General features: G+C 71.8%; 31 protein-coding genes and 2 pseudogenes. 15 read left to right on the forward strand and 18 right to left on the reverse strand.

The window, feature by feature from the left end; all coding sequences use genetic code 11:
- Positions 1 to 128: 128 nt before the first annotated feature.
- Positions 129 to 892 (reverse strand): annotated as a pseudogene (locus tag B207_RS36035) (NAD(P)-dependent oxidoreductase).
- Here B207_RS36035 and B207_RS0128135 point away from each other — a divergent pair.
- Complete coding sequence (locus tag B207_RS0128135; protein WP_018640039.1) at positions 851 to 1,282, forward strand: MerR family transcriptional regulator; 432 nt, start codon at positions 851 to 853, stop codon at positions 1,280 to 1,282. The pseudogene B207_RS36035 and the gene B207_RS0128135 sit on opposite strands and share 42 nt — an antisense overlap.
- Before the next feature lie 197 nt (positions 1,283 to 1,479).
- Here B207_RS0128135 and B207_RS0128140 read toward each other — a convergent pair whose 3' ends face one another.
- The 3 genes from B207_RS0128140 to B207_RS0128150 form a co-directional block, all read right to left on the reverse strand.
- Entirely contained in the window at positions 1,480 to 2,556 is a 1,077-nt protein-coding gene (locus B207_RS0128140) for a CU044_5270 family protein (RefSeq protein ID WP_018640040.1), read from the reverse strand.
- Entirely contained in the window at positions 2,553 to 3,107 is a 555-nt protein-coding gene (locus B207_RS0128145; protein WP_230205277.1) for an RNA polymerase sigma factor, read from the reverse strand. The genes B207_RS0128140 and B207_RS0128145 overlap by 4 nt, the downstream gene beginning before the upstream one ends.
- A 109-nt stretch (positions 3,108 to 3,216) precedes the next feature.
- A complete protein-coding gene (locus B207_RS0128150; RefSeq protein ID WP_018640042.1) occupies positions 3,217 to 3,924 on the reverse strand; it encodes a hypothetical protein in 708 nt (235 codons plus the stop codon).
- Positions 3,925 to 4,037: 113 nt separating this feature from the next.
- Here B207_RS0128150 and B207_RS39160 point away from each other — a divergent pair, with 113 nt between their 5' ends.
- Positions 4,038 to 4,583 (forward strand): putative immunity protein, encoded by a 546-nt coding sequence (locus tag B207_RS39160; RefSeq protein ID WP_084692358.1) that lies wholly within the window; start codon positions 4,038 to 4,040, stop codon positions 4,581 to 4,583.
- Positions 4,584 to 4,880: 297 nt separating this feature from the next.
- On the opposite strand, the gene B207_RS42085 is transcribed toward B207_RS39160, so the two are convergent.
- From B207_RS42085 to B207_RS42100, 4 genes are all read right to left on the reverse strand, one after another.
- Complete coding sequence (locus B207_RS42085; RefSeq protein WP_018640045.1) at positions 4,881 to 5,048, reverse strand: helix-turn-helix domain-containing protein; 168 nt, start codon at positions 5,046 to 5,048, stop codon at positions 4,881 to 4,883.
- 253 nt (positions 5,049 to 5,301) lie between these two features.
- Positions 5,302 to 6,054: an ATP-binding protein gene (locus B207_RS42090; protein ID WP_051102702.1), complete on the reverse strand. Its 753-nt coding sequence runs from the start codon at positions 6,052 to 6,054 to the stop codon at positions 5,302 to 5,304.
- Entirely contained in the window at positions 6,051 to 6,521 is a 471-nt protein-coding gene (locus tag B207_RS42095) for a hypothetical protein (RefSeq protein WP_230205278.1), read from the reverse strand. The genes B207_RS42090 and B207_RS42095 overlap by 4 nt, the downstream gene beginning before the upstream one ends.
- On the reverse strand, positions 6,460 to 6,996 hold the full coding sequence (locus B207_RS42100; RefSeq protein WP_230205279.1) for a hypothetical protein: 537 nt from the start codon (positions 6,994 to 6,996) through the stop codon (positions 6,460 to 6,462). The genes B207_RS42095 and B207_RS42100 overlap by 62 nt, the downstream gene beginning before the upstream one ends.
- Before the next feature lie 190 nt (positions 6,997 to 7,186).
- Between B207_RS42100 and B207_RS43100 the strand changes: the two genes are divergently transcribed.
- Genes B207_RS43100 through B207_RS40250 form a run of 3 tightly spaced genes read left to right on the forward strand, consistent with a single transcriptional unit; the run spans position 7,187 to position 7,854 of the window.
- Positions 7,187 to 7,468 carry an RNA polymerase sigma factor gene (locus B207_RS43100; protein WP_407671474.1) on the forward strand — a complete coding sequence of 94 codons (282 nt, stop codon included), beginning with the start codon at positions 7,187 to 7,189 and terminating at the stop codon, positions 7,466 to 7,468.
- Positions 7,449 to 7,703: an RNA polymerase sigma factor gene (locus B207_RS42105; protein WP_018640046.1), complete on the forward strand. Its 255-nt coding sequence runs from the start codon at positions 7,449 to 7,451 to the stop codon at positions 7,701 to 7,703. The genes B207_RS43100 and B207_RS42105 overlap by 20 nt, the downstream gene beginning before the upstream one ends.
- Position 7,704: 1 nt before the next feature.
- Positions 7,705 to 7,854: a hypothetical protein gene (locus B207_RS40250; protein ID WP_018640047.1), complete on the forward strand. Its 150-nt coding sequence runs from the start codon at positions 7,705 to 7,707 to the stop codon at positions 7,852 to 7,854.
- Between the two features lie 42 nt (positions 7,855 to 7,896).
- On the opposite strand, the gene B207_RS37365 is transcribed toward B207_RS40250, so the two are convergent.
- Both B207_RS37365 and B207_RS0128190 read right to left on the reverse strand, forming a co-directional pair.
- Positions 7,897 to 8,643, reverse strand: a complete 747-nt coding sequence (locus B207_RS37365) for a hypothetical protein (protein WP_154675672.1) — start codon at positions 8,641 to 8,643, stop codon at positions 7,897 to 7,899.
- An 88-nt stretch (positions 8,644 to 8,731) separates the two neighbouring features.
- The gene (locus B207_RS0128190) at positions 8,732 to 9,121 is read right to left on the reverse strand and encodes a YybH family protein (protein WP_018640049.1); all 390 of its coding nucleotides are present in this window, start codon (positions 9,119 to 9,121) and stop codon (positions 8,732 to 8,734) included.
- A gap of 101 nt (positions 9,122 to 9,222) precedes the next feature.
- On the opposite strand from B207_RS0128190, the gene B207_RS0128195 reads away from it, so the two are divergent.
- Complete coding sequence (locus tag B207_RS0128195) at positions 9,223 to 10,110, forward strand: LysR family transcriptional regulator (protein WP_026311531.1); 888 nt, start codon at positions 9,223 to 9,225, stop codon at positions 10,108 to 10,110.
- Between the two features lie 150 nt (positions 10,111 to 10,260).
- On the opposite strand, the gene B207_RS0128205 is transcribed toward B207_RS0128195, so the two are convergent.
- A complete protein-coding gene (locus B207_RS0128205; RefSeq protein WP_018640052.1) occupies positions 10,261 to 11,076 on the reverse strand; it encodes a methylenetetrahydrofolate reductase in 816 nt (271 codons plus the stop codon).
- Between the two features lie 387 nt (positions 11,077 to 11,463).
- On the opposite strand from B207_RS0128205, the gene B207_RS39175 reads away from it, so the two are divergent.
- Positions 11,464 to 11,799, forward strand: coding sequence for a GrpB family protein (locus B207_RS39175; protein WP_230205280.1), 336 nt, complete (start codon positions 11,464 to 11,466; stop codon positions 11,797 to 11,799).
- A 102-nt stretch (positions 11,800 to 11,901) separates the two neighbouring features.
- On the opposite strand, the pseudogene B207_RS36055 reads toward B207_RS39175, so the two are convergent.
- The 3 genes and pseudogenes from B207_RS36055 to B207_RS0128225 all read right to left on the reverse strand — a co-directional run bounded on the left by B207_RS36055 (position 11,902) and on the right by B207_RS0128225 (position 14,443).
- A pseudogene (locus tag B207_RS36055) lies at positions 11,902 to 12,634 on the reverse strand (alpha/beta hydrolase).
- 356 nt (positions 12,635 to 12,990) lie between these two features.
- Positions 12,991 to 13,797 carry a methylenetetrahydrofolate reductase gene (locus B207_RS0128220; RefSeq protein WP_018640054.1) on the reverse strand — a complete coding sequence of 269 codons (807 nt, stop codon included), beginning with the start codon at positions 13,795 to 13,797 and terminating at the stop codon, positions 12,991 to 12,993.
- 49 nt (positions 13,798 to 13,846) lie between these two features.
- A complete protein-coding gene (locus B207_RS0128225) occupies positions 13,847 to 14,443 on the reverse strand; it encodes a TetR/AcrR family transcriptional regulator (RefSeq protein ID WP_018640055.1) in 597 nt (198 codons plus the stop codon).
- A 160-nt stretch (positions 14,444 to 14,603) separates the two neighbouring features.
- Here B207_RS0128225 and B207_RS0128230 point away from each other — a divergent pair, with 160 nt between their 5' ends.
- Positions 14,604 to 15,500, forward strand: a complete 897-nt coding sequence (locus B207_RS0128230) for a TIGR03620 family F420-dependent LLM class oxidoreductase (protein ID WP_018640056.1) — start codon at positions 14,604 to 14,606, stop codon at positions 15,498 to 15,500.
- A gap of 184 nt (positions 15,501 to 15,684) precedes the next feature.
- On the opposite strand, the gene B207_RS0128235 is transcribed toward B207_RS0128230, so the two are convergent.
- A complete protein-coding gene (locus B207_RS0128235) occupies positions 15,685 to 16,065 on the reverse strand; it encodes a hypothetical protein (protein ID WP_154675674.1) in 381 nt (126 codons plus the stop codon).
- Positions 16,066 to 16,238: 173 nt separating this feature from the next.
- Between B207_RS0128235 and B207_RS0128240 the strand changes: the two genes are divergently transcribed.
- Both B207_RS0128240 and B207_RS0128245 read left to right on the forward strand, forming a co-directional pair.
- Positions 16,239 to 16,859, forward strand: a complete 621-nt coding sequence (locus B207_RS0128240) for a hypothetical protein (protein WP_018640058.1) — start codon at positions 16,239 to 16,241, stop codon at positions 16,857 to 16,859.
- Between the two features lie 201 nt (positions 16,860 to 17,060).
- Complete coding sequence (locus tag B207_RS0128245; protein WP_018640059.1) at positions 17,061 to 17,384, forward strand: hypothetical protein; 324 nt, start codon at positions 17,061 to 17,063, stop codon at positions 17,382 to 17,384.
- A gap of 241 nt (positions 17,385 to 17,625) precedes the next feature.
- Here B207_RS0128245 and B207_RS0128255 read toward each other — a convergent pair whose 3' ends face one another.
- Positions 17,626 to 18,555, reverse strand: a complete 930-nt coding sequence (locus B207_RS0128255; protein WP_018640060.1) for a DUF4232 domain-containing protein — start codon at positions 18,553 to 18,555, stop codon at positions 17,626 to 17,628.
- A gap of 240 nt (positions 18,556 to 18,795) precedes the next feature.
- Here B207_RS0128255 and B207_RS36060 point away from each other — a divergent pair, with 240 nt between their 5' ends.
- The 3 genes from B207_RS36060 (at position 18,796) to B207_RS0128270 (ending at position 20,793) form a co-directional block, all read left to right on the forward strand.
- Positions 18,796 to 19,302 (forward strand): aminoglycoside phosphotransferase/kinase family protein, encoded by a 507-nt coding sequence (locus B207_RS36060; RefSeq protein WP_018640061.1) that lies wholly within the window; start codon positions 18,796 to 18,798, stop codon positions 19,300 to 19,302.
- Positions 19,303 to 19,359: 57 nt separating this feature from the next.
- Entirely contained in the window at positions 19,360 to 20,067 is a 708-nt protein-coding gene (locus tag B207_RS0128265) for an SDR family oxidoreductase (RefSeq protein WP_018640062.1), read from the forward strand.
- A gap of 72 nt (positions 20,068 to 20,139) precedes the next feature.
- Positions 20,140 to 20,793, forward strand: a complete 654-nt coding sequence (locus B207_RS0128270) for a nucleoside/nucleotide kinase family protein (protein ID WP_195905373.1) — start codon at positions 20,140 to 20,142, stop codon at positions 20,791 to 20,793.
- A 41-nt stretch (positions 20,794 to 20,834) separates the two neighbouring features.
- Here B207_RS0128270 and B207_RS0128275 read toward each other — a convergent pair whose 3' ends face one another.
- Positions 20,835 to 21,158, reverse strand: a complete 324-nt coding sequence (locus B207_RS0128275; protein ID WP_018640064.1) for a hypothetical protein — start codon at positions 21,156 to 21,158, stop codon at positions 20,835 to 20,837.
- 225 nt (positions 21,159 to 21,383) lie between these two features.
- On the opposite strand from B207_RS0128275, the gene B207_RS42110 reads away from it, so the two are divergent.
- Together B207_RS42110 and B207_RS42115 are read left to right on the forward strand one after the other, a co-directional pair.
- Complete coding sequence (locus B207_RS42110; protein ID WP_018640065.1) at positions 21,384 to 21,851, forward strand: SCO6745 family protein; 468 nt, start codon at positions 21,384 to 21,386, stop codon at positions 21,849 to 21,851.
- A 3-nt stretch (positions 21,852 to 21,854) separates the two neighbouring features.
- Positions 21,855 to 22,112: a helix-turn-helix domain-containing protein gene (locus tag B207_RS42115; protein WP_063820981.1), complete on the forward strand. Its 258-nt coding sequence runs from the start codon at positions 21,855 to 21,857 to the stop codon at positions 22,110 to 22,112.
- A 22-nt stretch (positions 22,113 to 22,134) separates the two neighbouring features.
- Here the strand turns inward: B207_RS42115 and B207_RS0128285 are convergent, their stop codons facing one another.
- The gene (locus B207_RS0128285; protein ID WP_018640066.1) at positions 22,135 to 23,157 is read right to left on the reverse strand and encodes an aldo/keto reductase; all 1,023 of its coding nucleotides are present in this window, start codon (positions 23,155 to 23,157) and stop codon (positions 22,135 to 22,137) included.
- Positions 23,158 to 23,263 lie beyond the last annotated feature (106 nt).

Genomic DNA, 23,263 nt, shown 5'->3' on the forward strand with positions numbered 1-23,263 from the left:
GGTTTCGGCACCCGGCCTGCGATTCTGCGGTGCGCCGGGGGTCTTGCGGCAAGACCCCCGGCGTGCTATATGTTGAAAGTGGTGGAAAGGGGTTTCCTGTCTCCCGTCACCCCGTTGTTCTGCCGCTGTCAGTCGTTGCGGGGTTTCCCGAACTCCTCGATCAGCACGGGGTACTGCTCCGCGCCGTGTCCGGCGGCGATCGAGCGGTCGGCCATCGTCTTGATCAGCGTGGGTAGTGCGGTGCTGACGCCCACCGCCTCGCTCTCCTCGATCAGGTGTGTCATCGCCCGCGCGTCGGTCTCCAGCGCCGACACGGTGGCGGGGAAGACGCCGCTGTCGATCTGCTCGGCGTAGCCCGGCAGCCAGGTGGCGACCACGGTGGCGATCTGCTGCGCGAACGGTGCGTACGTCGCGGCGTCGACGCCGGCGGTCCGGAGCATGGCCGTGCCCTGAAGCCAGGCGTTCAGAACGCTCCACATCATGGCCAGGCCGGCCACGTCGTACAGGGACGCGAGCCCCGGGTCGGCGCCGAGGTAGGCGACGGTGCCGAGCGCGCCGAGTGTCGGCTGGTGGGCCTCGGACTCCGCCTGCGGGCCGCTGAGCAGGATCACCGCCTCGGCGGTCCCGACCGCCGGCGGAACGGCCATGATCGCGCCGTCCAGGTAGCGGGCGCCGTGCCGCTCGGCCCAGCGGGCGGTGTCCCGGGCCTGGGCCGAGCTCCCCGACGTCAGGTTGATCAACGTCGCGCAGTACCTGCCGTGAGCGCGTCGCCGACCGTCGGCGCCAGCCGCGCGCCGTCGGCGACCAGCTGGTCGGTCCTGGACGTCGTACGGTTCCACACGGTGGTGGGATGCCCGGCTTTCAGGAACGCGCCGGCGAGTGCCCGGCCCATCAGTCCGAGACGGGTGTCAACGCCCACCAGTTGCGCTACTACGAGGCCCGGGGCCTGCTGGAGGCGGACCGCCGCGGAAACGGTTACCGCGAATACGACGAGTCCGCCGTGCTGCGCGTGACGCAGATCCGGCACCTGCTGGGCGCCGGCCTGTTCTCCGAGGACATCGCGTACCTGCTGCCCTGCGCGGTCGGCGAGGCCCCGGAACTGTCCGGCTGCCCCGAGTTGCTGGCCGCGATGCGCGCACGGCTGGCGCAGCTGAACGACCAGCTGGACCGGCTCGCCCAGTCCCGCGACGCCCTTGCCACCTACATTGATGCGGCCGAGCGGACAGGCGGCGAAAGCTATCCGCCCTTTGACGGTGCCGACCTGGATCCCGTCCCCGTCTGAGGAATGCTGTCGGCGGCGATGACCACCAGGTCACGGTGCTGCCAGGCGACCGTGGGCCACAGACCCGCGTCGCGCAGCCACCGGCCCTCGCCCCCCGGCCCCTGGATTCACCCGGCGCGGGCCTGCCTCGACCGCGGTCACCGGGCATCCGAACGCTGCCCGCGGCCGCGTCGCCCGCCCGGTACCGCAGCCGACTCTCAGCGCGGTGGGGGCTGGATCCCGTCGGTGCGGGCGGCGTCGAGGAAGGCCGTGTAGGAGATGACGCTGGGAATGGGAACGTCGAGCGCCCCGGCGGTGGTGGTGAGCGTCTGTTCCTGCCCGAGGAGACGGCCGTCGACCGGGTCGAGGAGCAGGGCATAGCGGGTCGGCAGCCCGGACATGGCACTGTCGACCGCGACCGCGAGAGCGGGCCGGCCGGCCCGGTCGACGGTGCTGCCCTGCACGTACAGGTCCGCGGTGGCGGCGAGGATGTCGAGGAGAGCGGCGCGGACCGATGCGGGCGGAACCTGTTCGAGGTAGAGGTCGGTGACCGCGACAAGGGTCTCCGCGGGGCCGTTCTCCACCGGATGACCGGCGGTGAGAAGGTCCGCCAGCGCGGACGTGGCCGCGGGCAGGTCCACCGGGTACAGGGAACCCAGCCCGCCGGCCGGGAAGGTCTCGTCGGCGGGGTCTGCCAGCGGACGCCCCTCCTGCTCCCAGACCAGCTCCCTGTCCTCGGTGGGGAACCACGGCTCGCCCGGGACGGTCCGGAGGCTCCCGGAGCCGTCGGGGGCACGCCAGACCTCACGGATCTCGGGAAGCACCACCGAACGGACCTGGATCCCGTCGACGCGGGTGGACAGGCTCCAGCTCTGCGTCCGCACGTACCGGTAGCGAGCGCCGCTCCGTGCGGGGTCCTCGGTCGCACGGATGCGGCCGGCGAGGGCCAGCAGCACCTCCCGGGCGCTGCCCGCCACGGCCTGGTAGGCCAGCGGGGGTGGCGTCGCCGCCTGGGCCACGGACGGGGCGGCGTGGCGCGGCAGGCCGACCTGCGTCACCATGATCGCTACCAGGGTGGCGGTGATCCCCACCGCCACCAGCCACCGCGCGCGGGGCCGGCGGGAAGGCCGGACGTCCCCATCCCCGCCCCCGTCCGCGTTCGGGTCCGCTGCGGTGGCGAGGATGCGCGCGAGGACAGCTGTGCGCTCCATCCTCGTGGCCCTCGTGGCGTCGATGTCGCCGGCCGGGTCGTGACCGGCAAGGATGCGGCGGACCTTCCGAACATCGCCGATCATGATGCCTCCCCGGCGGTGGAGAACGGATGATGCGGTTGGTCCGGACCAACCGGCGCCGCCGCGGGGGCCGCCAGCTGGTCCTGGAGACGGCGCCGGGCACGGTGCAGGCGGACGGACGCCGTGCCTGCGGGTATGCCCAGGACCTGGGCAGCCTCGCGGACGCTCAGACCATCCCAGCCGATGAGCGTGAGCAGCTCCCGGTCGGCGGCGGACAGCCGTCCCAACGCGGCGCGCACGGCGTCCCGTTCGACGAGCGCCTCGGCCGGGTTACCTCCGGTCAGCGTCGCCTGCTCCCACACGGCGAGCTGCAGCCGCCGCCGACGTGTCTCGCCGCGGCGCCGGTTCGCCACCACCCTGCGCGCGACACCCAGCAGCCACGGCAGCGGCGGATCAGGCACGTCGGAGAGGCGCCGCCACGCGGTCATGAACGTCTCCGCGACGACATCATGAGCTGCGTCTCCGGCTACCTCCCGCAGGGCGTACCGCAGTACCGGGATGTAGTGGGCCTCGTACAGGACGGTGAACGCCGCCCGTGGATCCTCGGTGCGCACCACGTCTCCCCTCGGGTCCCTACCGAGAGGATGTCCGGCATCCCCCGTTCCTTACAGCTCCGCCACTGCCCAAGGGCGGCCAGCTCACCATCTGCCGTCAGGCACTTCCTCAGCTGGTCGGGCGTGGGGCCGCGGTGGGCTGTGGGTGCACGAACGCGGCGAGGTCGGGACGCATGCGGCGGGTCAGGTCGGCCAGGTCGGCCAGGGTGGGCACCGACGGTGCGGCGGCGTCTCTCGGGATGAGGGGGAAAGTCTGGCCGAACGCGTCGGCGGTTACCCAGATGCAGGTGGGTATGGCCACGTCCGGATCCGAGGCGTGCGAGGAGCAGGCGGCCCGGCCTCCGCCCGTACCGGGGTCGATGTCCGTCACCGTGGCGCCGTTACGGGCCGCGCCGGTGCGGAACGCGGTCAGCAGGCTGTCGGCATCGGTCACCGCCCCGCCGAAGAACAGCACCTCGCCCCAGACCGCGCGGTAGACGGCGTGGACGATGCTCTCCGTGTCGACCGCGTTCGCCGGAAGCTGGTCCTGGGCCCGCGCCGCCAGATCGGCGACCGCTGCTTCCGTGGCCTGGTCGCGCCGCAGACCGCCGGCGGTCTGCGGCGCGACCAGGCCATCCGGGTCCGGGGACAGGGACGGCCCGGTGACGGGGGTGGGCGGCCGGAAACGGTTGTCGTCGAGGTCGACGACGGTGCCGTTGTCCACTCCCACGCCGCAGCTGACTCGTCCTGTCAGCAGCGCCACGGCGCCCAGGAGGATCGCGGCGCCGCCGGCAAGGCGGCGCACCACCGATCGCGGTTCACCCTGCGGATCACTCATCGCCGGCCCCCTACACGCATCCGTTTCGTCACTCAGGGTGGTGGCTGCCGCCAAGGCGCTCGCGCTGGGAGTTGACGCTCGGCGCTTCTGATCAGCTATGTAAAGCTAGCGTGGTGGGATCTCCGCAGACGCTCAGCGAAGCTGATCGGCGTCTTGTCGCCGCGTGGGCCGCCGATTGCGCAGAGCGGGTTCTGGGGCTGTTCGAGGCCGAAGCTCCCAAGGATGACCGCCCTCGCGCTGCCATCGCCCGGACCCGGGCGTTCGCCCGGGGAGAGCTGAACACTGCCGAGGAGATTCGCCGTCGATTCGTGGGTGGCGTCGCTGCCGGTGATGTGAAGGCTCCCGCGGCAGCTGCCGCCGCCCGAGCCACCGGTCAAGCCGTGGCCATCTGCCACATGGGCGCGCACGCACTGGGCACCGCCGCGTATGCAGCCAAAGCGGCCGGCCTGGCGGCCCCCGGCAGGCCAGGAGCCGTCGAGGATGAGATCCGCTGGCAGCTCGATCACATGACGGCGGAGGTCCGGGCCGCCCTGCGAGTCCTCCCACCTGTCGGCGAGAATCGGTCAGGTCCTCTCGGGCCCGGGCTCCTCACATCAGGCCAACTCGGCACGATCATTCGTGACCTTCAAGCCGGTCTTGCCCTGCCCGACCGGGACTGACCCGAAAATGCTCGTTGTAAACGTAGTGCGATCGGCGGCCTTCGACCCCTTCGCACCATTACTCAGCGTGGTGGTAGCTCGTCGCGGCGTCGTGCGACGTAGTGCTGGCTGGACGGTGGAGTAGGAGACGTCGGTCATCCCGTGGTCGGCCCCGAGCCGGTCGAAGATCCTCTGGATGGTGAGGGGCCGCTGGGTCGGGTCGTCCCGCTCGGCGCGCAGCATCGCGTCGAGCGCGTTCTTGAAGGGGTCCAGCCGGGAGCGGCGAGGCGGTGGTTTCTTCCGCGCCGGGAGCGTGGGTCACGCGAGGGCTTGGCGGACGGTGCGGCGGTGGACGCCGTGCCGGTCGGCGAGAGCGCGGATCGAGTGGCCAGTGTCGTGGGCGTCGTCGCGGATGGCGGTGAACAGCGAGGGTTTGTCGGCCTGGCGTCGGATCGGGTCGGCGAGGGCTCGTTCAAGTTCGGGCACGGTCCTGCCGGCCAGGGCGGTGAGCCAGTCGAGGCGGAGGGTGGAGTCCTGGCCGGGCTGGCTGTTGAGGTGCGGCGCAGGTAGCCGCGGATCAGGTGCGACAGGCTTCCGATCATTCCACCGGTGCGCTGGTGCAGGTAGCGGTCGAGCTCGGTCAGGGTTCCTTCGATGTGGTGGTGCAGCCGCAGCGCCTGTTCGAGGGTGGCGACGAGGCCCTTCCATTCGTCGGCGTAGGGGAATGGCGCGGTCTCGATCAGGCTGAACCGGCCGGCGATCTGACGGCTGCGGGTGCCGGAGAACAGGCCGTTGCGTTCGACGTCGATGCCCCGGCATAGATGAAGGTGGCGGGGATGCGTTCGGAGAAGTACTTCAGCGTGTCGGAGACCTCGGCGCCGGCCCGGGTGGCCAGGGTCAGGTTGTGGATCTCATCCACGCAGATGAGGCTGACGCGGGTGTCGACGGCGACACCGCAGACGGCTTCGATGACGTCGGTGATGTTCGCCCGGGTGGTGAGGGGCAGGCCGAGGAACCGGGCGAACTCGACTGCGAGCATCCGCGGGGTCGCGGCGGGCGGGACGGTCACGTAGACCACCGGGATGCGGCCGTCGACGCCGGGGTGGCGGCGGCGGTCGATCGCCTGGTGGGCTTTGCCGAACTGGGTGATCGTGGTGGTCTTGCCGGTGCCGGCGGCCCCGGACAGGATCAGGCCGCGGCGGGCCGAGACGGCGTGCCGGTTGAGCAGGGTGAGGCGCCGGCCGGCGTTGACCACATGCCGCAGGGTCGAGGTGCCGACCGCGGTGAGGCGGGTGTGGTAGTCCAGCCGCTGCTCGTCATAGAGGGTTCGGTCCGGTTCGCTCAGCGCCGCCCAGCGCGCGGCGCCAAGCAGCTCTGGCGGGATCGTGGCCGTGCTCGTGAACGCCCGCCAGCCTTCGAGAGTGGTCAGCTGCCGGTGGTCGTCGGCGGTATCGGGTCGTGCGGGTGACGGCGCGGTCGGGGTGGTGGTCACCAGCGTTTCTCGGCTTCGGCGAACGGGTCGAAGACCGGCAGAGGAATGACCTTTGCGGGCGGGCTGACTGTCGCGGCGTCGGAGTCGGTGTCCTGATCGGCAGAGACGGCGCCGTCTGGCCGGCGTGGGCTGGTGGCGCGGGTGCGCGCAGCCACCCGCCGTTCTCGCCGTGACGGTATGGGCCCAGCCGCCGCCTCAGGTTGGGCGGGGCCGCGGTGAGCGCGTTCGAGGAGGTCCGTCACCGCGTCGGCGATCTCCTGTTCGGTGCTGTCGGGCAGGCCGCGGACGTCGTAGGGATCATGGTGGATCTCCCAGAGGTTCTTCTTCTCCGTCACCCCGGAGGGCTGGCGGCGCAACGGGTTGAGCGCCTCGGCGCCGTAATGCGGCTTGTCGGTCGGGGTCCCCTCATGGGCCGGCTGGAGGTTGATCCCCAGGAAGCGGCAGGAGGCGCGGAACGTCCGAGACATGAACACCTTGCCGTGGTCGCAGCAGAACACCAGCGTCGACGGCCTTCGCCGTGGGTCGCAGCACCGCGGCGGCGATGGTCCGGGTCGCGACGTCCACCATCCCGGTCAGCTCGACCCGTCCCGCCGTCCCGTCGTCGAACCGGACCAGCACGTCCAGCGGTGTCGAGTCGATCTGCATCAGCTCGCCCGGCGCGGCGACCAGCGCCTGGGAGAACGGGCCTTCGGGACGGGCGGCCAGCGACTGCCGAGCCCGGACGGAGCCGGTGATGTGCCGGCCGTGGGCGAGTTTGTCGAACAGCCGGTAGAGGGTCCGCCGCGACGGCATAGCCACCTCCGCGTCGGCGGCGAGGATCTGCTCGGTGCGCCAGAGGATGAACCCCGCCGTGCGCGACGAGGCGTCTGTAGCCTCCTCGATCGCGGTCCGCATCGCGGCAACGACCCGATCGTCGACCCGGCCGAACACTGCCGTCCGCATGCCCGCACCGGCCCGGCGACCTCGAACGGCACATCCCAACACGCCGTCAGCGTCTCCCGGCGCCGGGCCCCGGACGCGTCCACGAACTCCAACCCGAACTCGTCTTCGGCGCGCTCGACGGGGACAGCGGACACCTGGTCGACGCTAGACCACCAAGATCAGAGACGGGCCAATTTCACTTGATGACCTTTTGGTTCGGGTCGCGGCGGGGGACGGGGGAGCGGCGTTCGGCTGCCTGTTCCGCAGGCACTTCACCGCTGTCTATGCGTACTGCTTCCACCGGCTCGGTTCGTGGAGCGCCGCGGAGGACGCGTCGTCCGTGGTCTTCCTGGAGGCGTGGCGGCGTCGGGCCGACGCGGTCGTCGTGTCGGGGTCGCTGCGACCGTGGCTGCTGGGCGTGGCGACGAATGTGATGCGTAACCAACGCCGGGCGGCTCGCCGACGAGCGTCGGATGACCGAGGTGCTGGGTGAGCTCAGATCACTGAAACGCAACGAGCTGGAGGTGATCATGATGGTGGCGGTGGAGGGCCTGACGTACGCCGAGGCGTCCATGGCGTTGGGCGTTCCCGTGGGGACGGTGCGTTCGAGGCTGGCGCGTGCGCGTGCGCGGCTCGCCGCCCGGCGGCCTTTGGTCGTGGCTGCGGCCGAAGGCACAGGCGAGCCTGCTCCCACTGTGCGGGTGGACCGCGCCCGGGGAGTGAGGTGACATGTCCGATCCCGATTTTCCGCCGATTCCCCCGGGTCGATCGATCCCGGCCGACCGGCTGGCCCAGCGACAGCTGCTGCTCGAGCGGCACATCGCCGACGAGGAGAAAGAGGAGAAAACTGTGATCGTCGTGCCGATGCCGCTCAGGTGATCCGCGGTGGCCGGCAACGGGAGGCAGGTCACCGCGGGTGTGTCAGTGCGGTGATGGTCCACTTGCGAGGATGTCCGGCCTGTCGGCCCGCCCGGCATCGTCGAAGCCCTCGGTGCTCGCGGAGCCGGCTGGGTGGGTCCGCGGCACGGGTGGGTTCCCGTCCGGTCCGCGTCGTGGCGCTTCCATCGAGCGGATGTCGATGAGGACGGCGGCGGCGAGGACGACCAGCATGGTGACGATGGCGGTGCCGACTCCGGCGAGGGGACCGGCGATGAATCCGGCGTCGACGAAGGCGTCGGCCGTCAACTCGGCGGGTGAGCGCAGGACGTTGATCCCTGCGTTGATGCCGGTGGCCGCGCCGACACAGGCGCCGCCGGCGAGAGTGGCAGAAGTGCCGGGGTAGGCGTAGGTCATGCGTACCGCGCCGACCGCGCCTGCGCAGACACCGGCGACGATCCCGGTCGTGACAGCTCCGACGCCGAGACCGTGGGCTCCGACGCCGAGAAGGACCCCGGCCACGACACCGACCGCGCACGCGACGACGAGGACAGCGGGGCGTGGTCGGGCAAGGGCCTCGCGGGCGGCGGTGGCCCCCTGGGCGGTGAACCGGACCACTGACCGCGCCGGTCGTTCGCGTTCGTCCGGCGCTGCCGCGTCCCCCTGCTGGGATCTCGACAGCCAGCCGGCAGCGCCCAGCCGGCCCAGGACCGACTGGGCCGCGCCGGTTGGGAGCCCGGACTTCCTGACGAGGTCGGCCAGGTCATGGGTCGCGAGAGGGTCGCGCAGCATCGGCCGGAGAACCATCGTGGTAGTCAGGGTTATCCGCGGCTTCGCCTGCTGATGTTGTTCCACGCGGACGACCGTACTGATACGACCGTTACCGAGCCGGCCCGTCGGGTCCGGGGCGGGCGAACTCGGGCTGGTCGAGCAGTCTCAGCCAGCTTCCGTCGGGTTGGCGGCGGGCGACCTGAGCCCGAGCTCCGGTCCCGTCGGCCGGCGGGGTCGAGGTGAGGGCGATATCGCCGCTGACCAGGGTCGGCAGCGGCGGCTCCGGCTCGAAGTGAGGACGGCCCGCCAACACCTTCTCCCACAGCGCGCGGATGGCCTCCCGGCCCACTGTCTGGGCGCCCGGCGGGTAGGCCAGCACCGCGTCGGGTTCGTACAGCGCGGCGACCCCGGCCGCGTCACCGGCATTGGACCGTTCGACGAACAGGCGGGTGATGTCCTCGGGACGCCTGGCCTTCTCGTACTGCTCGTAGTCCGGCATGGGGATCCTTCCAGGGGTCGGGTTCGGCCGCCTCCCACCCTGACCGCCACCCCGACCAGAAGTCCAACAGATAGATCTTCTGATAGCTAGAATTTTCGCTCATGGAACTGCGTCAGTTGGAGTACTTCGTCGCGGTCACCGAGGAGCAGACCTTCACCCGGGCGGCCGAACGGGTACACATCAGCCAGTCCGGGGTCAGCGCCCAGATCCGCCAGCTCGAACGCGAGCTCGGCACCGACCTGTTCGACCGCTCGACCCGCACCGCCACCCTCACCACAGCCGGGAAAGCCGCGCTCGAACCCGCCCGCGCCGCACTCGCCGCCGCCGCGGCCCTCCGCCAGGCCGTCGACGCGGTCACCGGCCTCCTGCGTGGCCGGCTCACCGTCGCCATGGTCACCGGCTGCACCGTCACCCCCCTGTTCGATGCCCTCGCCGCCTTCCACCAGGCCCATCCCGGAGTGGAGATCCTCCTGCTGGAGGGCGCATCCGACCAGCTCGTCCACCAGGTACGCGCCGGCCAGGCCGACCTGGCCCTCGTCGGATGCGCCACCACCACCCCTGACGGGCTGGAGGCACTGACAATCACTTGTGACCAGCTCGTGGCCGCTGTCCCGCCCGGCCACGCCCTCGCCCGGCAGCGGCACGTCACCCTGGCCGACCTCGCCGCCCATCCGATCGCCTGCATGCCACCGGGCACCGGCCTGCGCACCGTCTTCGACCAGGCCTGCGCGGCACACGGCGTGACACCGAGAATCACACTGCAGGCCAGCGCCGCCGACGCGATCGCCGACCTGGCCACCCGCGGGCTCGCCATCGGGATCCTCAGCACCTCGATGGCCGCCGCCTACCGCGACCGGCTCACCGCCCTGACCCTCGACGCCGGCACCCCCGCCCTGCTCGCCCTGATCTGGAAGAACACACCCAACCCCGCGGTACGAGAGTTCCTCACCCACAGCCGGGACGCCTTTTCAGCGCCCAGACCGGCGTAGAAGAGCATCGCTCGGGGTGGTGGAGTTCCGGTCGAACAACGACACCCGGCTGACGTACTTCCCCATCGGGGAGACGGTCCCGACCCACATCGGCGAAAGCGGCGCTGTTCACCGCTAGCCGCCGGCCGACGGAACGACTGTCGGATCAGGTCAGAGGAGTCCTTCGAGCTGGGCGGCGACGTGGCGGTAGCGGCTGACGGGGACAAGGTGGACGCCAGCGAACGCGGCGCTGTCGCGTAGGCGGAGGATCTGTTCGCAGGCGGCGTCGACTCCGGCGGCCTGGTCGCGTTCGACGCGTTCGACGAGGTCGGTGGGGATGTCGATGTCGGGGATCGCCGCGGCGAGGCGCCGGGCCATCCCGGCGCTGGCGAGGACCATCACGCCCGCGTAGACAGGCCGATCGATCGGGTGGGTGTCGCGCCAGCGCACAAGGGCGTCCACCGAGTAGCTGACCTGGACGAAGACGAAGTCGGCCGCGTGCTTCCAGGCGGGCAGCGGTCGCAGGCCCGCCGCCGTGCCGACGCGGAAGGCGGGCCGGCCCGCGTAGACCGGGTCGTCGGCGACCGCGCGAACCTCGTCGATCATGGCGCGTACGGTGAGGTCACCGGCCCGGTTCCCAGCGGTGGGCTTGTCGCCCTGGACGAAGAGGAACTCCTCGACGCCGTAGGCGGCGGCGGTGAGCAGGTCGCGGCGGAATCCAAGCAGGTTGCGGTCACGGGAGTTCACGCAGGCGATGCTGCGCCCACCCATCGCCTGAACCTCATGGGCGACGGCGATGCTGGACACCGTCGCACGCCCCAGGTGATTGTCGGGAATCAGGAAGGCGTCAGCGACCGGGGCAAGAACGCCGATCTGGTGGCGGGCGTGGGTGAGATCGGGCCGAGTCGGCGGTTCGATCTCACAGATCAGCTCGAAGCCGTTCGTCGAGGTTCCTCGGCCCGCCTTGCCGATCTCGTTCCGGGCCACTCTGCTCAGTCAATGCCGCCTCCACGTTCCCAGTGCGAGTCCGCCCCGACAGTAGCCGCGCCGCCGCCGCCGACACAGCCGCCGCCGGCACGGCGCACCTGCGCTGACCGACCGGGGGTCCGCCCGCCTTCGCACACCACCACCACCCACCAGTTCCGTATCGTTTCGATACGTCTCACTGTGAGAGTGAAACGGATACGGTCGTCCCCGCGCGCCCGTCCGCGGACGGGCGCGCTCCCCCAGGCACCCTCACAGACCTGACGCCCGATAAGCCTCCCTTCTCGGGCGTTAGAAATCGGGGGAGTGACGGCTACCCACCGCTACCAGCCCTTGTTTCGTTTCATCGTTACGTCGTCTTGATACGTAACGATGAAACGGAACGGGTGGATGGTGTCGCGGCGGGCGCGCCGACTGGGAACGTGGCGTGAGTACACCCGTCGTCATCGCCGACTACGACCTCGGCATCGTCGGGCGGGACGCCTCACCAGCCCCGCCGCCGCGCCCGCGCACCACCTCTATGTCTGCGTGGCGGACAGCCCCGAACTGGCGCGCCATCTCGCCTTCCGTGACCATCTGCGTACGCATGCCGCCCAGGCCCGCGCCTACGCGGAGCTGAAACGAACCCTCGCCGCGCAGTTCCGTGACGACTGGGACGCCTACAGCCACGGCAAGACGACCTTCGTCGAGCACGCCCTCGCCGCACACCAGGCCTGCCGCCTGTGAAGGGATGTCGGTAGGAGGAAAGCCGGGATCCGTCCTCGATCCTCGATGACCGTGGCCGGGCCGGCATCTCCTATCGCCTGGTGCCAGCCGGACGGACGGGTCTCATGTCAGGTGCCGGGTGAGGAACCGGGCCGCGGCGTCCCCCGCGAACTGCGGGACGCCGGTGTGCCCGCCCATATTGGGCGTGCAGCGTCTTCTCCTTGGAGCCGAAGGCGTCGAACAGGTCCAGGGCCAGCTGCCGGTCGTTTCCTTCGTCGTCCCACTGCAGCAGGACGTGCAGCGGAAGGGTGACCTGGCGGGCCTCCTCGAACATGGCGTGGGGCACGAAGCTCCCGGCGAACAGAACGGCGGCCGAGATGCGTGGCTCGACCACCGCCAGCCGGATGCCGATGGAGATCACCCCTCCCGCGTATCCGACGGGGCCGCCGATCCCGGGCAGCGAGAGGAGGGAGTCCAGGGCGGCCTGCCATTCCGGGACCGCCTTCTCGACCAGTGGGAGGACGAGCCGGTCGATGATCTCCTCGTCGACCGGCTCGCCGGCCTCCAGCGCCCGGTGCAGGTCGGCGCGGGCCTGCTCGGCGACGGCGGAACGGGGCCGGTCACCGCTTCCGGGGAGTTCGATGGTGGCCGCGGCGAAGCCGTCCGCCGCGGAGCGCTGGGCCCGGGCCACCAGTCGGGGGTACATCCTGTGCAGTCCGCCGGGGTGGCCGAGCAGGACCAGCGGGGCCGGTGCCGGTGCGGATGCGGGCGTCCACAGGATGCCGGGGATCTCGCCGAGGGTGAATGCGCGTTCGAGGACGCCGTCGTCGAGGCGCTGTTCAGAGGTGAATCGCATGGTCGTGCCTTTCGGGAGTGCTCGCGAACGGCGCTCCCGGACGACCTATCGCCCGACCGTGACCCCGGAGGGGAGCACCCATGTCGATACTGCGTTCACGGGTACCACCTCCTCGTTCTCTCGCACGGCCTCGGGCAAACTAGCAGCGGTCACCGTGTTCCGCCAACGGGTTTTCGCGCAGGCTCCGTGGCGCCGGATGCCCACGGGAGCCAACGGATCGCCACCGGCGCCGGGTCCAGTACAAGGTTCCATGGTCCGATGATCGCCCGCTACCGCTCCCTGACTGCCTGTATTGGGGGGTTACGGCGCGCTGTCCGGCAGGGGTCCCAGGAGACCTGCGAGAAACGGCCCGGGGGTTAGAGAAGGTCCTCAAGTCGGGTGGCGACCTGGCGGTAGCGGCTGACCGGAACGAGGTGCACACCGGCGAAGGCGCCGCTGTCGCGCAGCTGTAGTACCTGCTCGCAGGCCGCTTCGACCCCGGCAGCTCGGTCCCGTTCGACCGCGTGGACGAGGTCGTCGGGGATGTCGATGTCGGGGATGGTCGCGGCGAGGCGGCGGGCCATCCCGGCGCTCGCGAGGACCATCACGCCGGCGTAGACCGGCAGTTCGACCGGGTGGGCGTCGCGCCAGCGCAGCAGGGCGTCCACCGAGTAGCTGACCTGTACGAACAGGAAGTCGGCCGCTCGTTTCCACGCGGGCAGTGGACGTAGGCCGGCCGCGGCGCCGACCCGGAACGCCGGCATGTCCGCGAAGACCGGATCCTCGCCGGCCGCGCGGGCCTCGTCCATCATCGCGCGCACCGTCAGGTCGCTGGTCCGGTTCCCGGCGGTGGGTTTGTCGCCGTGGACGAACAGGAACTCCTCGACGCCGTAGGCCGCTGCGGTGAGCAGGTCGCGGCGGAAGCCGAGCAGGTTACGGTCGCGGGAGTTCACGCAGGCGATGCTGCGTCCGCCCATCGTCTGCACCTCGTGGGCGACGGCGATGCTCGACACGGTCGCGCGTCCGATGTGGTTGTCGGGGATCAGGAACGCGTCGGTGACGGGGCTCAGGACACCGATCTGATGGCGGGCATGGGTCAGGTCCGGCCGGGTCGGCGGCTCGATCTCGCAGATCAGCTCGAAGCCGCGTGCCGGACGTTCGTGACCCGCCGTGGATTCCCGCATCCGAACAGGATAGGACGCCACGATCCACCGACGACTCGTGGGCGTGACGCTAGCGAACGGTGCCGTCTGCCCGTAGACCGTCGAGGGTGAGCGTGAGGAGCCGGTCGACGTGGAGGTCGACATCGACGGTGCCCGTGCTCTGCTCGCAGGCCCATGACAGGCCGCTGACCAGGGCGAACAGCTCGGGGGCGGCCAGGTCGGCGCGGATCACGCCGGCCTGCTGCGCACCGGCGAGCAGGGTCGCTCCTGCCGCGCGCACGGCCGCGCAGGCGGCGTACAGCTCGGTGGAGGGGTCGCGCAGGGTCTGCAGGAGTGCGGCGGTGAGTCCCCGGTAGGCCCCGGTGAACTCGACGAACTCGCGGAGCCAGACGGTGAGCGCGACACCGGGCTCCGCGGTGGCCGCCAGTGCGTCGGCGCGCGCGCTGAGACGTTCGAACCGGTCATGCAGAACGGCTTGCAGCAGGGCGTCCCGGGAGGGGAAGTGCCGGTAGAAGGTGCCGGTTCCCACCCCGGCCCGCCGGGCGATGTCCTCCAGGGACGCGCCGGTGCCGTGTTCGGCGAAGGCGAGGCGTGCCTGGGCGAGCAGCCGTTCGTAGTTCGCGCGGGCGTCGGCACGCAGGGGCCGTGCCCTGGTCGCACCGTCCATCGCTGTTCCCTCCCCTGCCTGACGATCGGAGGCTACCCGCACCCCGCACACACATGCGGAGGCTTCCTCCGGTTAGGCTGTGCCCCCTTACAGGAGGCTGCCTCCGCTTCTGGCGGGGCGATGCCGACGGCGACGGCGGGAGTAAGCGGTGGGGACGGTAGTGGAGACACGGAGCCGGCTGGGCAGGTTCGGGGTGTGGGTGGCCCCCTTCACCTTGCTGGAAACTCCGGTGGCGGTGCAGCGCAGCCAGTTCGCCCGGATCGAACGGCTCGGCTACGGCTCACTGTGGAGCGGGGAGACGCCACCCGGTACGTCCACCGGCGGCCGGGAGGTGTTCACCCAGCACGGGCTGATGCTCGCTGCGACCGAACACATCGTCGTCGGCACGGGTATCGCGAACATCAGCAGCCGCGCGGCGGTCGCGATGCACACCGGCGCCGCGACGCTGGCCGAGGCGTATCCCGGCCGGTTCGTGCTCGGCCTCGGTGGCCATGCGGGCGAACGGCCCCTGACCCAGCTGCGGGAGTACCTCGACGCGATGGACCAGGCCGCGCAGCGCCTGACCCAGCTGCCGGCTCCCGCCTACCCGCGTGTTCTCGCCGCGCTCGGACCCCGCGCCCACCACCTCGCCGTCGACCGCGCCGACGGTGTCCACCCGTTCCTGCAACCGGTGGCCCATACGGCGGCGGCCCGCGCGGCCGTCGGGCCGGACCGTCTCGTCATCGCCCATCAGGCCGTCCTGCTCGACACCGACGCGGACACCGCCCGGTCGCGGCTGCGGGCCGTGCTCGCGATGGGCGCGGGCGCTCCGCTGTCGCCCTACACGGTGCACTACCTGCGGCTCGGCTACGGCGAGTCCGACGTGACCGGCCAGCGCAGCGACCGGCTGGTCGACGACCTTCTCGCCTGGGGCGAAAGGGCGGACGTCGCGGCCCGGCTGACCGCCCAGCTCGACGCTGGCGCCGATCATGTGCTGGTGCACCCGTTCGCGGCGGACCTTCCCGCGGCCGTCGACCAGCTCGAACAACTCGCTCCCCTGCTGTTCGACGCCGCCTGACGCTCAGCCTCCGGAAGCCGGCCGCGTGCAGCCAGCCGATCTGCTCACGCACACCGCTCGGCCGGTCGTGCTCGGCGTTGGTCGGGGTGACGGCGTCCCGAGGACCGTCGGGGACCACCACGTCACCGTCGAACACGCTCTCGGCCGGGCATCAGGCCCGTCACGCGCCGGGACGGCGGGGGTGTCAGTCCCGGTCGGGGGTGTCGACGGGGATCCCGCTCTCCTTGGCCCAGACCAGGTACTCGGTGCGCCAGGTCGCCCAGCCGGCGAGCCGGATCCGCCCGTCGCCGCTGGTCTGGGCGGGTTCGGCGTAGCCGAACTCCTGGAAGAGCAGGGTGGTGAGATAGTGCGTGGCCGCGACCAGCCGCGGTCCGTCCTCGGCGAGATCATCGATGTCCGCCCGGCCGGTCGAGGACGGGAAGTGGCGTCGCGAGCACGGTGTCCATCCAGCGCAGGTCCCCGGTGGAGACAGGCACCGGCGCGACCGTCGCCGCCCGGCTGACGAGGAGCCCACCGGCACTGTTCGCCAGCGCCGCGACGTCCCGCGCCAGGGCGTCGCGGCCACGCTCCCGCGCCTCACCGTGCCGCGCGCGCCCGGCAAGATCAACGCGACGGCCGCACGCCCACCGGCAATCGTCGGTGGCGTTCGTCGGTGGCGTTCGGGCATGCGGCGACCCCCGCGACGAAGGCACGGCGGCGGCACCGGCCGGGTCGCCCCGTCCGGCCGGACCCCCACCTGTGGTGCTCCCCGCCGGCCCGGGAGGCGAGCCGGTCACGCTCCGCTTCGTCGAGACCCGGCGGCTCCTCGACGCCGACGCCGAGGCGGCGGTTGTCCACCGCTGCGTCCCGGGGAACAACCGCCGCCCGGGGCCGGCGGACAGCGGCGGCCGGCTGCTCTTCGCGGGCGACGGCCCCCTTGTGCTCGTCCAGAACAGCCAGGGCCTGGCCGCCTGCCTGGTCGAACGGGTCGGCCGCGACGGCCCGCCGGACTTCTCCTGGTCTGACAAGCCCATGCTCCAGTGGTGGCAGTCGGACCGCAGCCCCGACTTCTCCCAGCCACCGCAAACGCCGATCGAGGTGTTCAACACGAGCACCGGGGACGGCGGCACCGTCGAATGGGTCCACCCGACCTGGTTCTGGCACGCCTTCGGGCGGGTGTCCCCGCAGGTGAAGGAACTGCTCGCTGTGATCCCGAACGGGGAGGCGATCAACCTCCCCGTCGCTGCCACGGGCGCGTTCGCCCTCTACTGGAACAGGACGGTCGACACGTCCGAGCAGGTGCCGCTGCGGCCGCCGCTGTCACTGTTCGCCCGCGACGGCGCCGGCCAGGTGCTGCACTCGGCGACCCTCCCCCGTTGACGGCCAGCCTCGACCGGTGATGGTCACCGAAACCGGGGCCTTACTCCGGCGGGCGCGCCCAGGGGCGGACGATCAGTGACACCGCCTACGAGGCGGGCCTCGCCCGCCTGCGCGCCGCGGCCGAGACAGAGCCCGGCCCGGTGGTCGACACCATGGACCTCCTCGTCTTCGGGACGGTCACGGCGACCCGCCGACTGCTTAGTGGTCGTCGCCGCCGCGCCGCTGTTCGCGTACGCGATCGAGAAACGGACACAGGACGGATCCGGATCGGACTGTCCCGACGCCTGCACCAGCCGCATCGTCAGCACAGGTAGCGGCGGCTGGGTCATCGGCGGGACGTACGGCGCCGTGGGAGGCGGCGGTGCAGGGTCCGGTGGCCCGGGAACCGGCGGCGGCGGTGGTGCCGGGGCCTGGTGGGGAGTCGGCGTGCCCGCCCGGGGCGGCGGGGCGGGAGCGGCCGCACCGCCGGCTCCCGGCTGCGTCATCCGACCCGCCGCGGGCCGGGTGGGGGTGGCGGCCGGCTGACCTGCCGGTCCAGGTGTCGTCCTCGCCGCGGGCCGGGGACTGGCACCGGAGGCGGGCCCGCCGGGTTGCAGGTTTCCTGCCGTAGGCACTGTCCCCGCCACCTGACCGCCCGCTGACACTGCCGGCGCGGTGGGCGACACGGCGGTGGGCGAGGGCGACCCTGGCGGCGGGGCGTGGGTCGGCGAGGACCAGCAGGACCTGCGCCCTCACCTGGCCCGCTGGTTCGGCACCCCCACCCGGCCTACCGGCGGGTCCAGGGGCTGACGGCCAGCGTCCCGGTGGCACCGAGGTCAAGGTGCGGCGTCAGGGTCACCGGGGCGGCGCCCTGCTGGGCACGCACCCTGAGATACGGGATGTCGGTGGAGTCCATGCGCCACGCGAGACCCGCATAGGCACTCTCGCCCGGGGCCAGAACCAGCGGACGGGCCGGCTCGTCGAAGAAGCCCGGCCCCATGCCCCACACACCCCCGCTGCCGTGCCGGATCTGAACTCCGTCGAGGCGGGCGCGGTCGGTGTCCAGCAGTTCCAGCAGCGGGTAGCCGTCGAGGGCGTGGTCACGCGTCCCGCAGTTCTCCAGGCGCAGACCCAGCTGACGCAGACCCATCGAGCCATCCCGGCCATCGACGGTGAGTCGCAGGCCGCCCGGTGGGCACTCATCGGGCCCGGGTGGGGCTTCGGTAGTGGGTACCCGGGTCACCCCGGTGACCCTGACCCGGGTCACCGGGCAGTATGCGTGGGCGATCATCCCCTGCCGGACCGTGCCGCGCACGGTCACACCCGGCCCGACCGCACGCACGGTCTCCTCCTCGCTGGCCTCGACCTGGCTGAGATTCTCCTCGTTACGGACGCCGTCGCGGGGATCCGCGATGAACGCGAACCGGATCGTGTACGTGAACGCCTCGGTGTCGGCGTTGGTGACCTCGTAGGCGGCCGAGATCCTGCGCTCGTCAGCGGGCTCGATGACGGGATACGTACGGTCGTGCAGATCCTTGCCCTCCTCGGGGCACGGCGGAAACCGTCCGGAGAAGACGGTCATCGACGTGATCCGGACACCGTCCACCGGTGGGATGGTCACGGAGGTCTGGTGCACGCCGTAGTCGTAGCCGTAGCCGCAGGCGGCGAGCAGCAGAAACGCGGCGAGGGCCGGAAGGCGGCGGGCGGCTCCACGCATCTGGTCATCCCTCCGATACCCATCGGATATCCGTCCGAACACGATCCGTGGCACTCTACGGTGAGAGTCCGTCTCTGTGCGCAGCGCGGACGACGCGTCCCGTCCGGAACCCGATCGCACGGTGCGGGGTGAGCCGGCATGTAACAGCCGTCGGCTGTAGCGCAGGGCGAGACGGGATCTTCAAGACCGGTGAGGTCGACCATGGCAGACATGGCCTCCTCGAAACAGGAGGATGGCGGGGTGGGTAACGACGAAGAGCCGCTGCCGGGACATGTCACCACCGGCGTGGTCCGGGCCGGCGGCACCGTGCGCCGTCCGGTCGGGCCCTGGACCGACGCGGTCGACGCGCTGCTCGAACACCTGCACCTGGTCGGTTTCGCCGACGCCCCCCGCCCGCTGGGCCGGGACGTGCAGGGACGCCAGGTGCTCGAGTACCTACCGGGGGAGCTCGGCGCGCCGGCCGGCACCAATGCGACGGCCGAACTGGTCTCCATCGGCCGGATGCTGGCCGATCTGCATCAGGCTCTCGCCAGCTTCGTGTCCCCGGCCGGGGCGGTGTGGAACAGGATCATCCCGCCGGACCGGGAGGATCTCGTCTGCCACAACGACGTCGCGCCGTGGAACCTCGTCCGGTCCCCGGGCGGCTGGGCCCTGATCGACTGGGATGGCGCCGCGCCCAGCTCCCGCCGAGCCAGGGCGATGTACGACCTGCTGCGCGAGGGCGCCAGCCGCAACCACCAGCCTTGAGCTGATGCGCTGAGTACGCCGTACCAGCGGAGTCGTCGGATCAGCACGATGTGGGGCATGACCGCACCTGTACTCCTGATCACCGGCGCCTCGTCCGGGATCGGTGCCGCGACCGCACGCCTGGCAGCACGCGAGGGCTTCTCGCTCGTGCTCGCAGCGCGGTCCCGTCACCGGCTGCACGCCCTCGCCGACAGCCTCGGTGGCACCGCGACCACGCCTCTCATCGTGACCTGCGACGTGCAGGACTGGGAGCAGGTCGCGGCGCTGCCCGCCCATGCGGAGAAGGCCTTCGGTCGGCTCGACGCCGTGTTCGCCAACGCCGGTGTGTTCGCCCCGACGTCGTTCCTGCACGGCAGCGGTTCCCCCGAGCAGTGGCGTGAGATGGTGCTGACCAACGTCTACGGCACCGCCCTCGTCGCACGCGCGACCCTGCCGGCCCTGGCACGTTCCCGGGGGCATCTGGTCCTCACCGGTTCGGTTGCCGGCCGTGTCACCGTCCCCGGTCAGCTGTACTCGGCAACGAAGTGGGCGGTCACCGCGATGGCCCAGTCGATCCGCGCCGAAGCCGCCCACACCGGCATCCGGGTCACCCTTCTGCAGCCCGGTCTCGTCAACAGCGGTGAGCGGGCACCCGAACGCGGCGCCGACCCGGCGCTCGCCCCCGACGACGTCGCCCGCGCGGTCCTGTTCGCCCTCAGCCAGCCTGACAGTGTCGACGTCAGCGAGCTGGTCCTTCGCCCCACCGGCCAGCACCCCCACCGCTGACCGCGGCGCCTGCCCAGCTACTACTGTCATGCCGTGATCGTCGGATCGGGATCGGAGCCGTCCCGTGAGCGTGTGGTGGGCGCGCTCGCTGACCTGCTGGTGGGCAGCTACCCGGGCCGGGTGCTGCGGGTCGCGGTCGACGGGCCGGACGCCGCGGGGAAGACCACCCTGGCCGACGAACTCGCCGGCGGGATCGCCGACCGCGGCCGGCCCGTCATCCGCGCCAGTGTCGACGGCTTCCACCAGCCGCGGGCCGTGCGGCGCCGCCGAGGTTCCCTGTCCCCTCAGGGCTACTTCCTCGACGCGTTCGACTACACCGCGCTGCGGCGGCTTCTGCTCGACCCGCTGGGCCCGGGCGGGGATCGGCGCTACCGCACGGCCGCGTTCGACTTTCACCACGACTGCCCGCTCGACGGCTCGACCCGCGAGGCGCCGGCGGAGGCGGTGCTCCTCGTCGACGGGGTCTTCCTCCTCCGCGACGAGCTGCGCGGCTGCTGGGACCGCACCGTGTTCCTGCAGATCAGTCCGGCCGCGTCGCTGCGCCAGGCGTTGGATCGCGACGTCGCCCTGTTCGGCTCGCCTGCCGCGGTCCGCGAGCGCTACCAGACGCGTTACCTTCCCGGCCAGGAGCTGTACCGGGCGGCCGCGGCCCCGGCTGACCACGCCGACGTGCTGATCGACCACGAGCGGCCGCAGGCCCCGCACGTTCTGCGCTGGCCCACCTGACCCGCTGCGCGGCCGGGACATACCCGGCGGGGCGGTGCGGGTCAGGTGAAACGGTCGGCGAGGTCGCGCAGCCGGCGGACGGCGGCGAGGACGTCGCGGGCCTGGTCGCCGCCGAGCAGACCCGCGGACTGTTCGATCCGGGTGGCGTAACGCAGGTGCCGTTCGCGGGCGTGCCGCCGGCAGGGCAGGCAGGTGACGTGTTCGGGGCGGGCGGACGTCGCCGCGTAGGGGACCTGCGCGTCGCAGCCGGCCCGCACCGTACGGGGGGTGTCGCCGACGAGGCCGAACACCGAGGCGGTCACCGCACGCGCGGCGGCGGTGGTGTTCGGCGCGGTCCACTCGACGTGCACATGCGGATCGTCCACATCTCTATGTTCTCGCCACGGCCGGGACCGTCAGGTCGGGACCGTCAGGTCGGGACGGCGGGCATTCCTGACAGGCTGGTGGGACGTCGGACGGCCGGCGGGGCTGGTCCCGGTGCCGCCGTCACCGGTGGTCGAGGTGACAGATGATGCGACACCACCACCCGGCCCACCGCAGGCCCCCGGATCCCTTGACCGGACCGGGGTCGGGGGCTTACCTGAAGGACCATGGCTGAGGAGACGGTGGCCCGGCGGATGTGGCGGCTGTTCGAACCGGTGTACGCGCTGACCTCCCTCGCCCCGGCCAGCCTCGCCGCGTTCCAGGACGCCGGCCTGCGCGGTTTCTGGCGTGCCTACTTCGCCGGCCGCGCAGCCCCCCTCGGCCCGGTCGGCGCGGCACCGGTCATCGGCGCCTTCTTCAATTTCGCACCGACGATGGTCGCCCGCGCCCTGCCGGGCGTGTGGACACGGATCTCCCCCGACGCAGCCCTCACCGCCCGCCTCGCCGGTGCCCGCACCGCCCTCGCCCCGCTGCTGGCACCGACGGACCCCGACGAGCTCGCCGACCTCACTGCGCTGATGCGGGCCGCCGCCGAGCAGGTGACGGTCGCCGGCCGGGTCCTCGCCGCCGCGAACACGGCCCTGCCGTGGCCGGATGACTCGGCCGGTGTCCTGTGGCAGGCGGCGAACATTTGACGAGTGGGCCGCCGCCTCCCGTCGGCTGCGCGCCCGTGGCTGGCTCGACGACACCGGCCGACCGTCACCGCCCGCGATGCCCTCAGCCGGATCGAGGCAACCACGGACCAGCTGGCCAGTCCGGTCTGGGACGCCCTCGGCGGGGACGCCGTCGACCGCTGCGCGGCGGTCCTCACCCCCGTCGCGACCCGCGTCGCCGCCCACATCGCCTGGCAGGCACCGCTTGGCGTGCCCGACCAGTCCGCGGCTGACGCCAGCTAGCGAGGAGAAGGGACGGGATACGTCAGGCGGCGGCGCGGGTGTGGGCGGGGCGGCGACGCAGGTCCGCCTGCTGCAGTGCCGGGGGCCGGTAGGCCTGGTCGAGGGTGCCGACGTCGGTGCCCGGCGCGACGATCGCGTCGATCCGGTCGAGGATGTCGTCGGTGAGGGTCACGTCGAGGCCGGCGAGAAGGTCGTCGAGGTGGCTCATCGTGCGCGGCCCGACGATCGCGCTGGTCACACCGGGATGGGTGATCGTGAACGCCGTCGCCAGGTGTGTCAGGGGCAGGTCCGCCTCCGCGGCGAGGGAGATGAACTGTTCGACGGTGTCGAGGCGGCGCTCGTCGCGCAGGTGGGTGAAGAGGCCGGCGCGGCGCAGGTCGTTGTGCTGGCCCTTGCGGACGCGCCCGGTGAGCAGGCCCTGCCCGAGCGGGCCCCACACCAGCGTGCCCACCCCGTACCGCTGGGCGACCGGGAGGATCTCACGTTCGATGCCGCGGGTGAGCAGCGAGTACGGCGGCTGCTCGGTGTGGAACCGTGCCAGGCCGCGCCGCTCGGCCACCCACTGGGCTTCCACCAGGTCGGACGCCGGCATGCCCGACGTTCCGATCGCCCGGACCTTCCCGCTGTGGATCAGGTCCGACAGTGCCGACAGGGTCTCCTCGATGTCGGTGGTGGGGTCCGGGCGGTGGATCTGGTACAGGTCGATGTGGTCGGTCTGCAGGCGGCGCAGCGAGTTCTCGACCGCGGTCATGATCCAGCGCCGGGAGGCGCCCGCCTGGTTGGGGTCGTCGCCCATCGGGCGGCTCACCTTGGTCGCGAGGACCACATCGTCGCGTCGTCCCCTGAGCGCCGCGCCGACGACCTCTTCGGAGTCGCCGTAGGCGTCAGCGGTGTCGATGAGGTTGATGCCCGCGTCCAGCGCCCGGTGGATGATGCGGGCCGAGTCGTCGGGGTCGGGGTTGCCGATGGGCGTGGCGAACATCAACGCGCCGAGCGCGTAGGGGCTGACCTTGATACCGGTCCGGCCGAGTGTGCGGTACTGCATGCGGGGTCTTCCTTTCTTCGCGGGAGCTGGTCTCGTCCGCTGGGGTGCCCGGCCCGACGGGCCTGGGGGGGCACCGTCGGTGCGCCGAGCCGGGTTTCAGCCTGCG

The organism is Parafrankia elaeagni, assembly GCF_000374165.1.
Taxonomy (GTDB): Bacteria; Actinomycetota; Actinomycetes; order Frankiales; family Frankiaceae; genus Parafrankia; species Parafrankia elaeagni.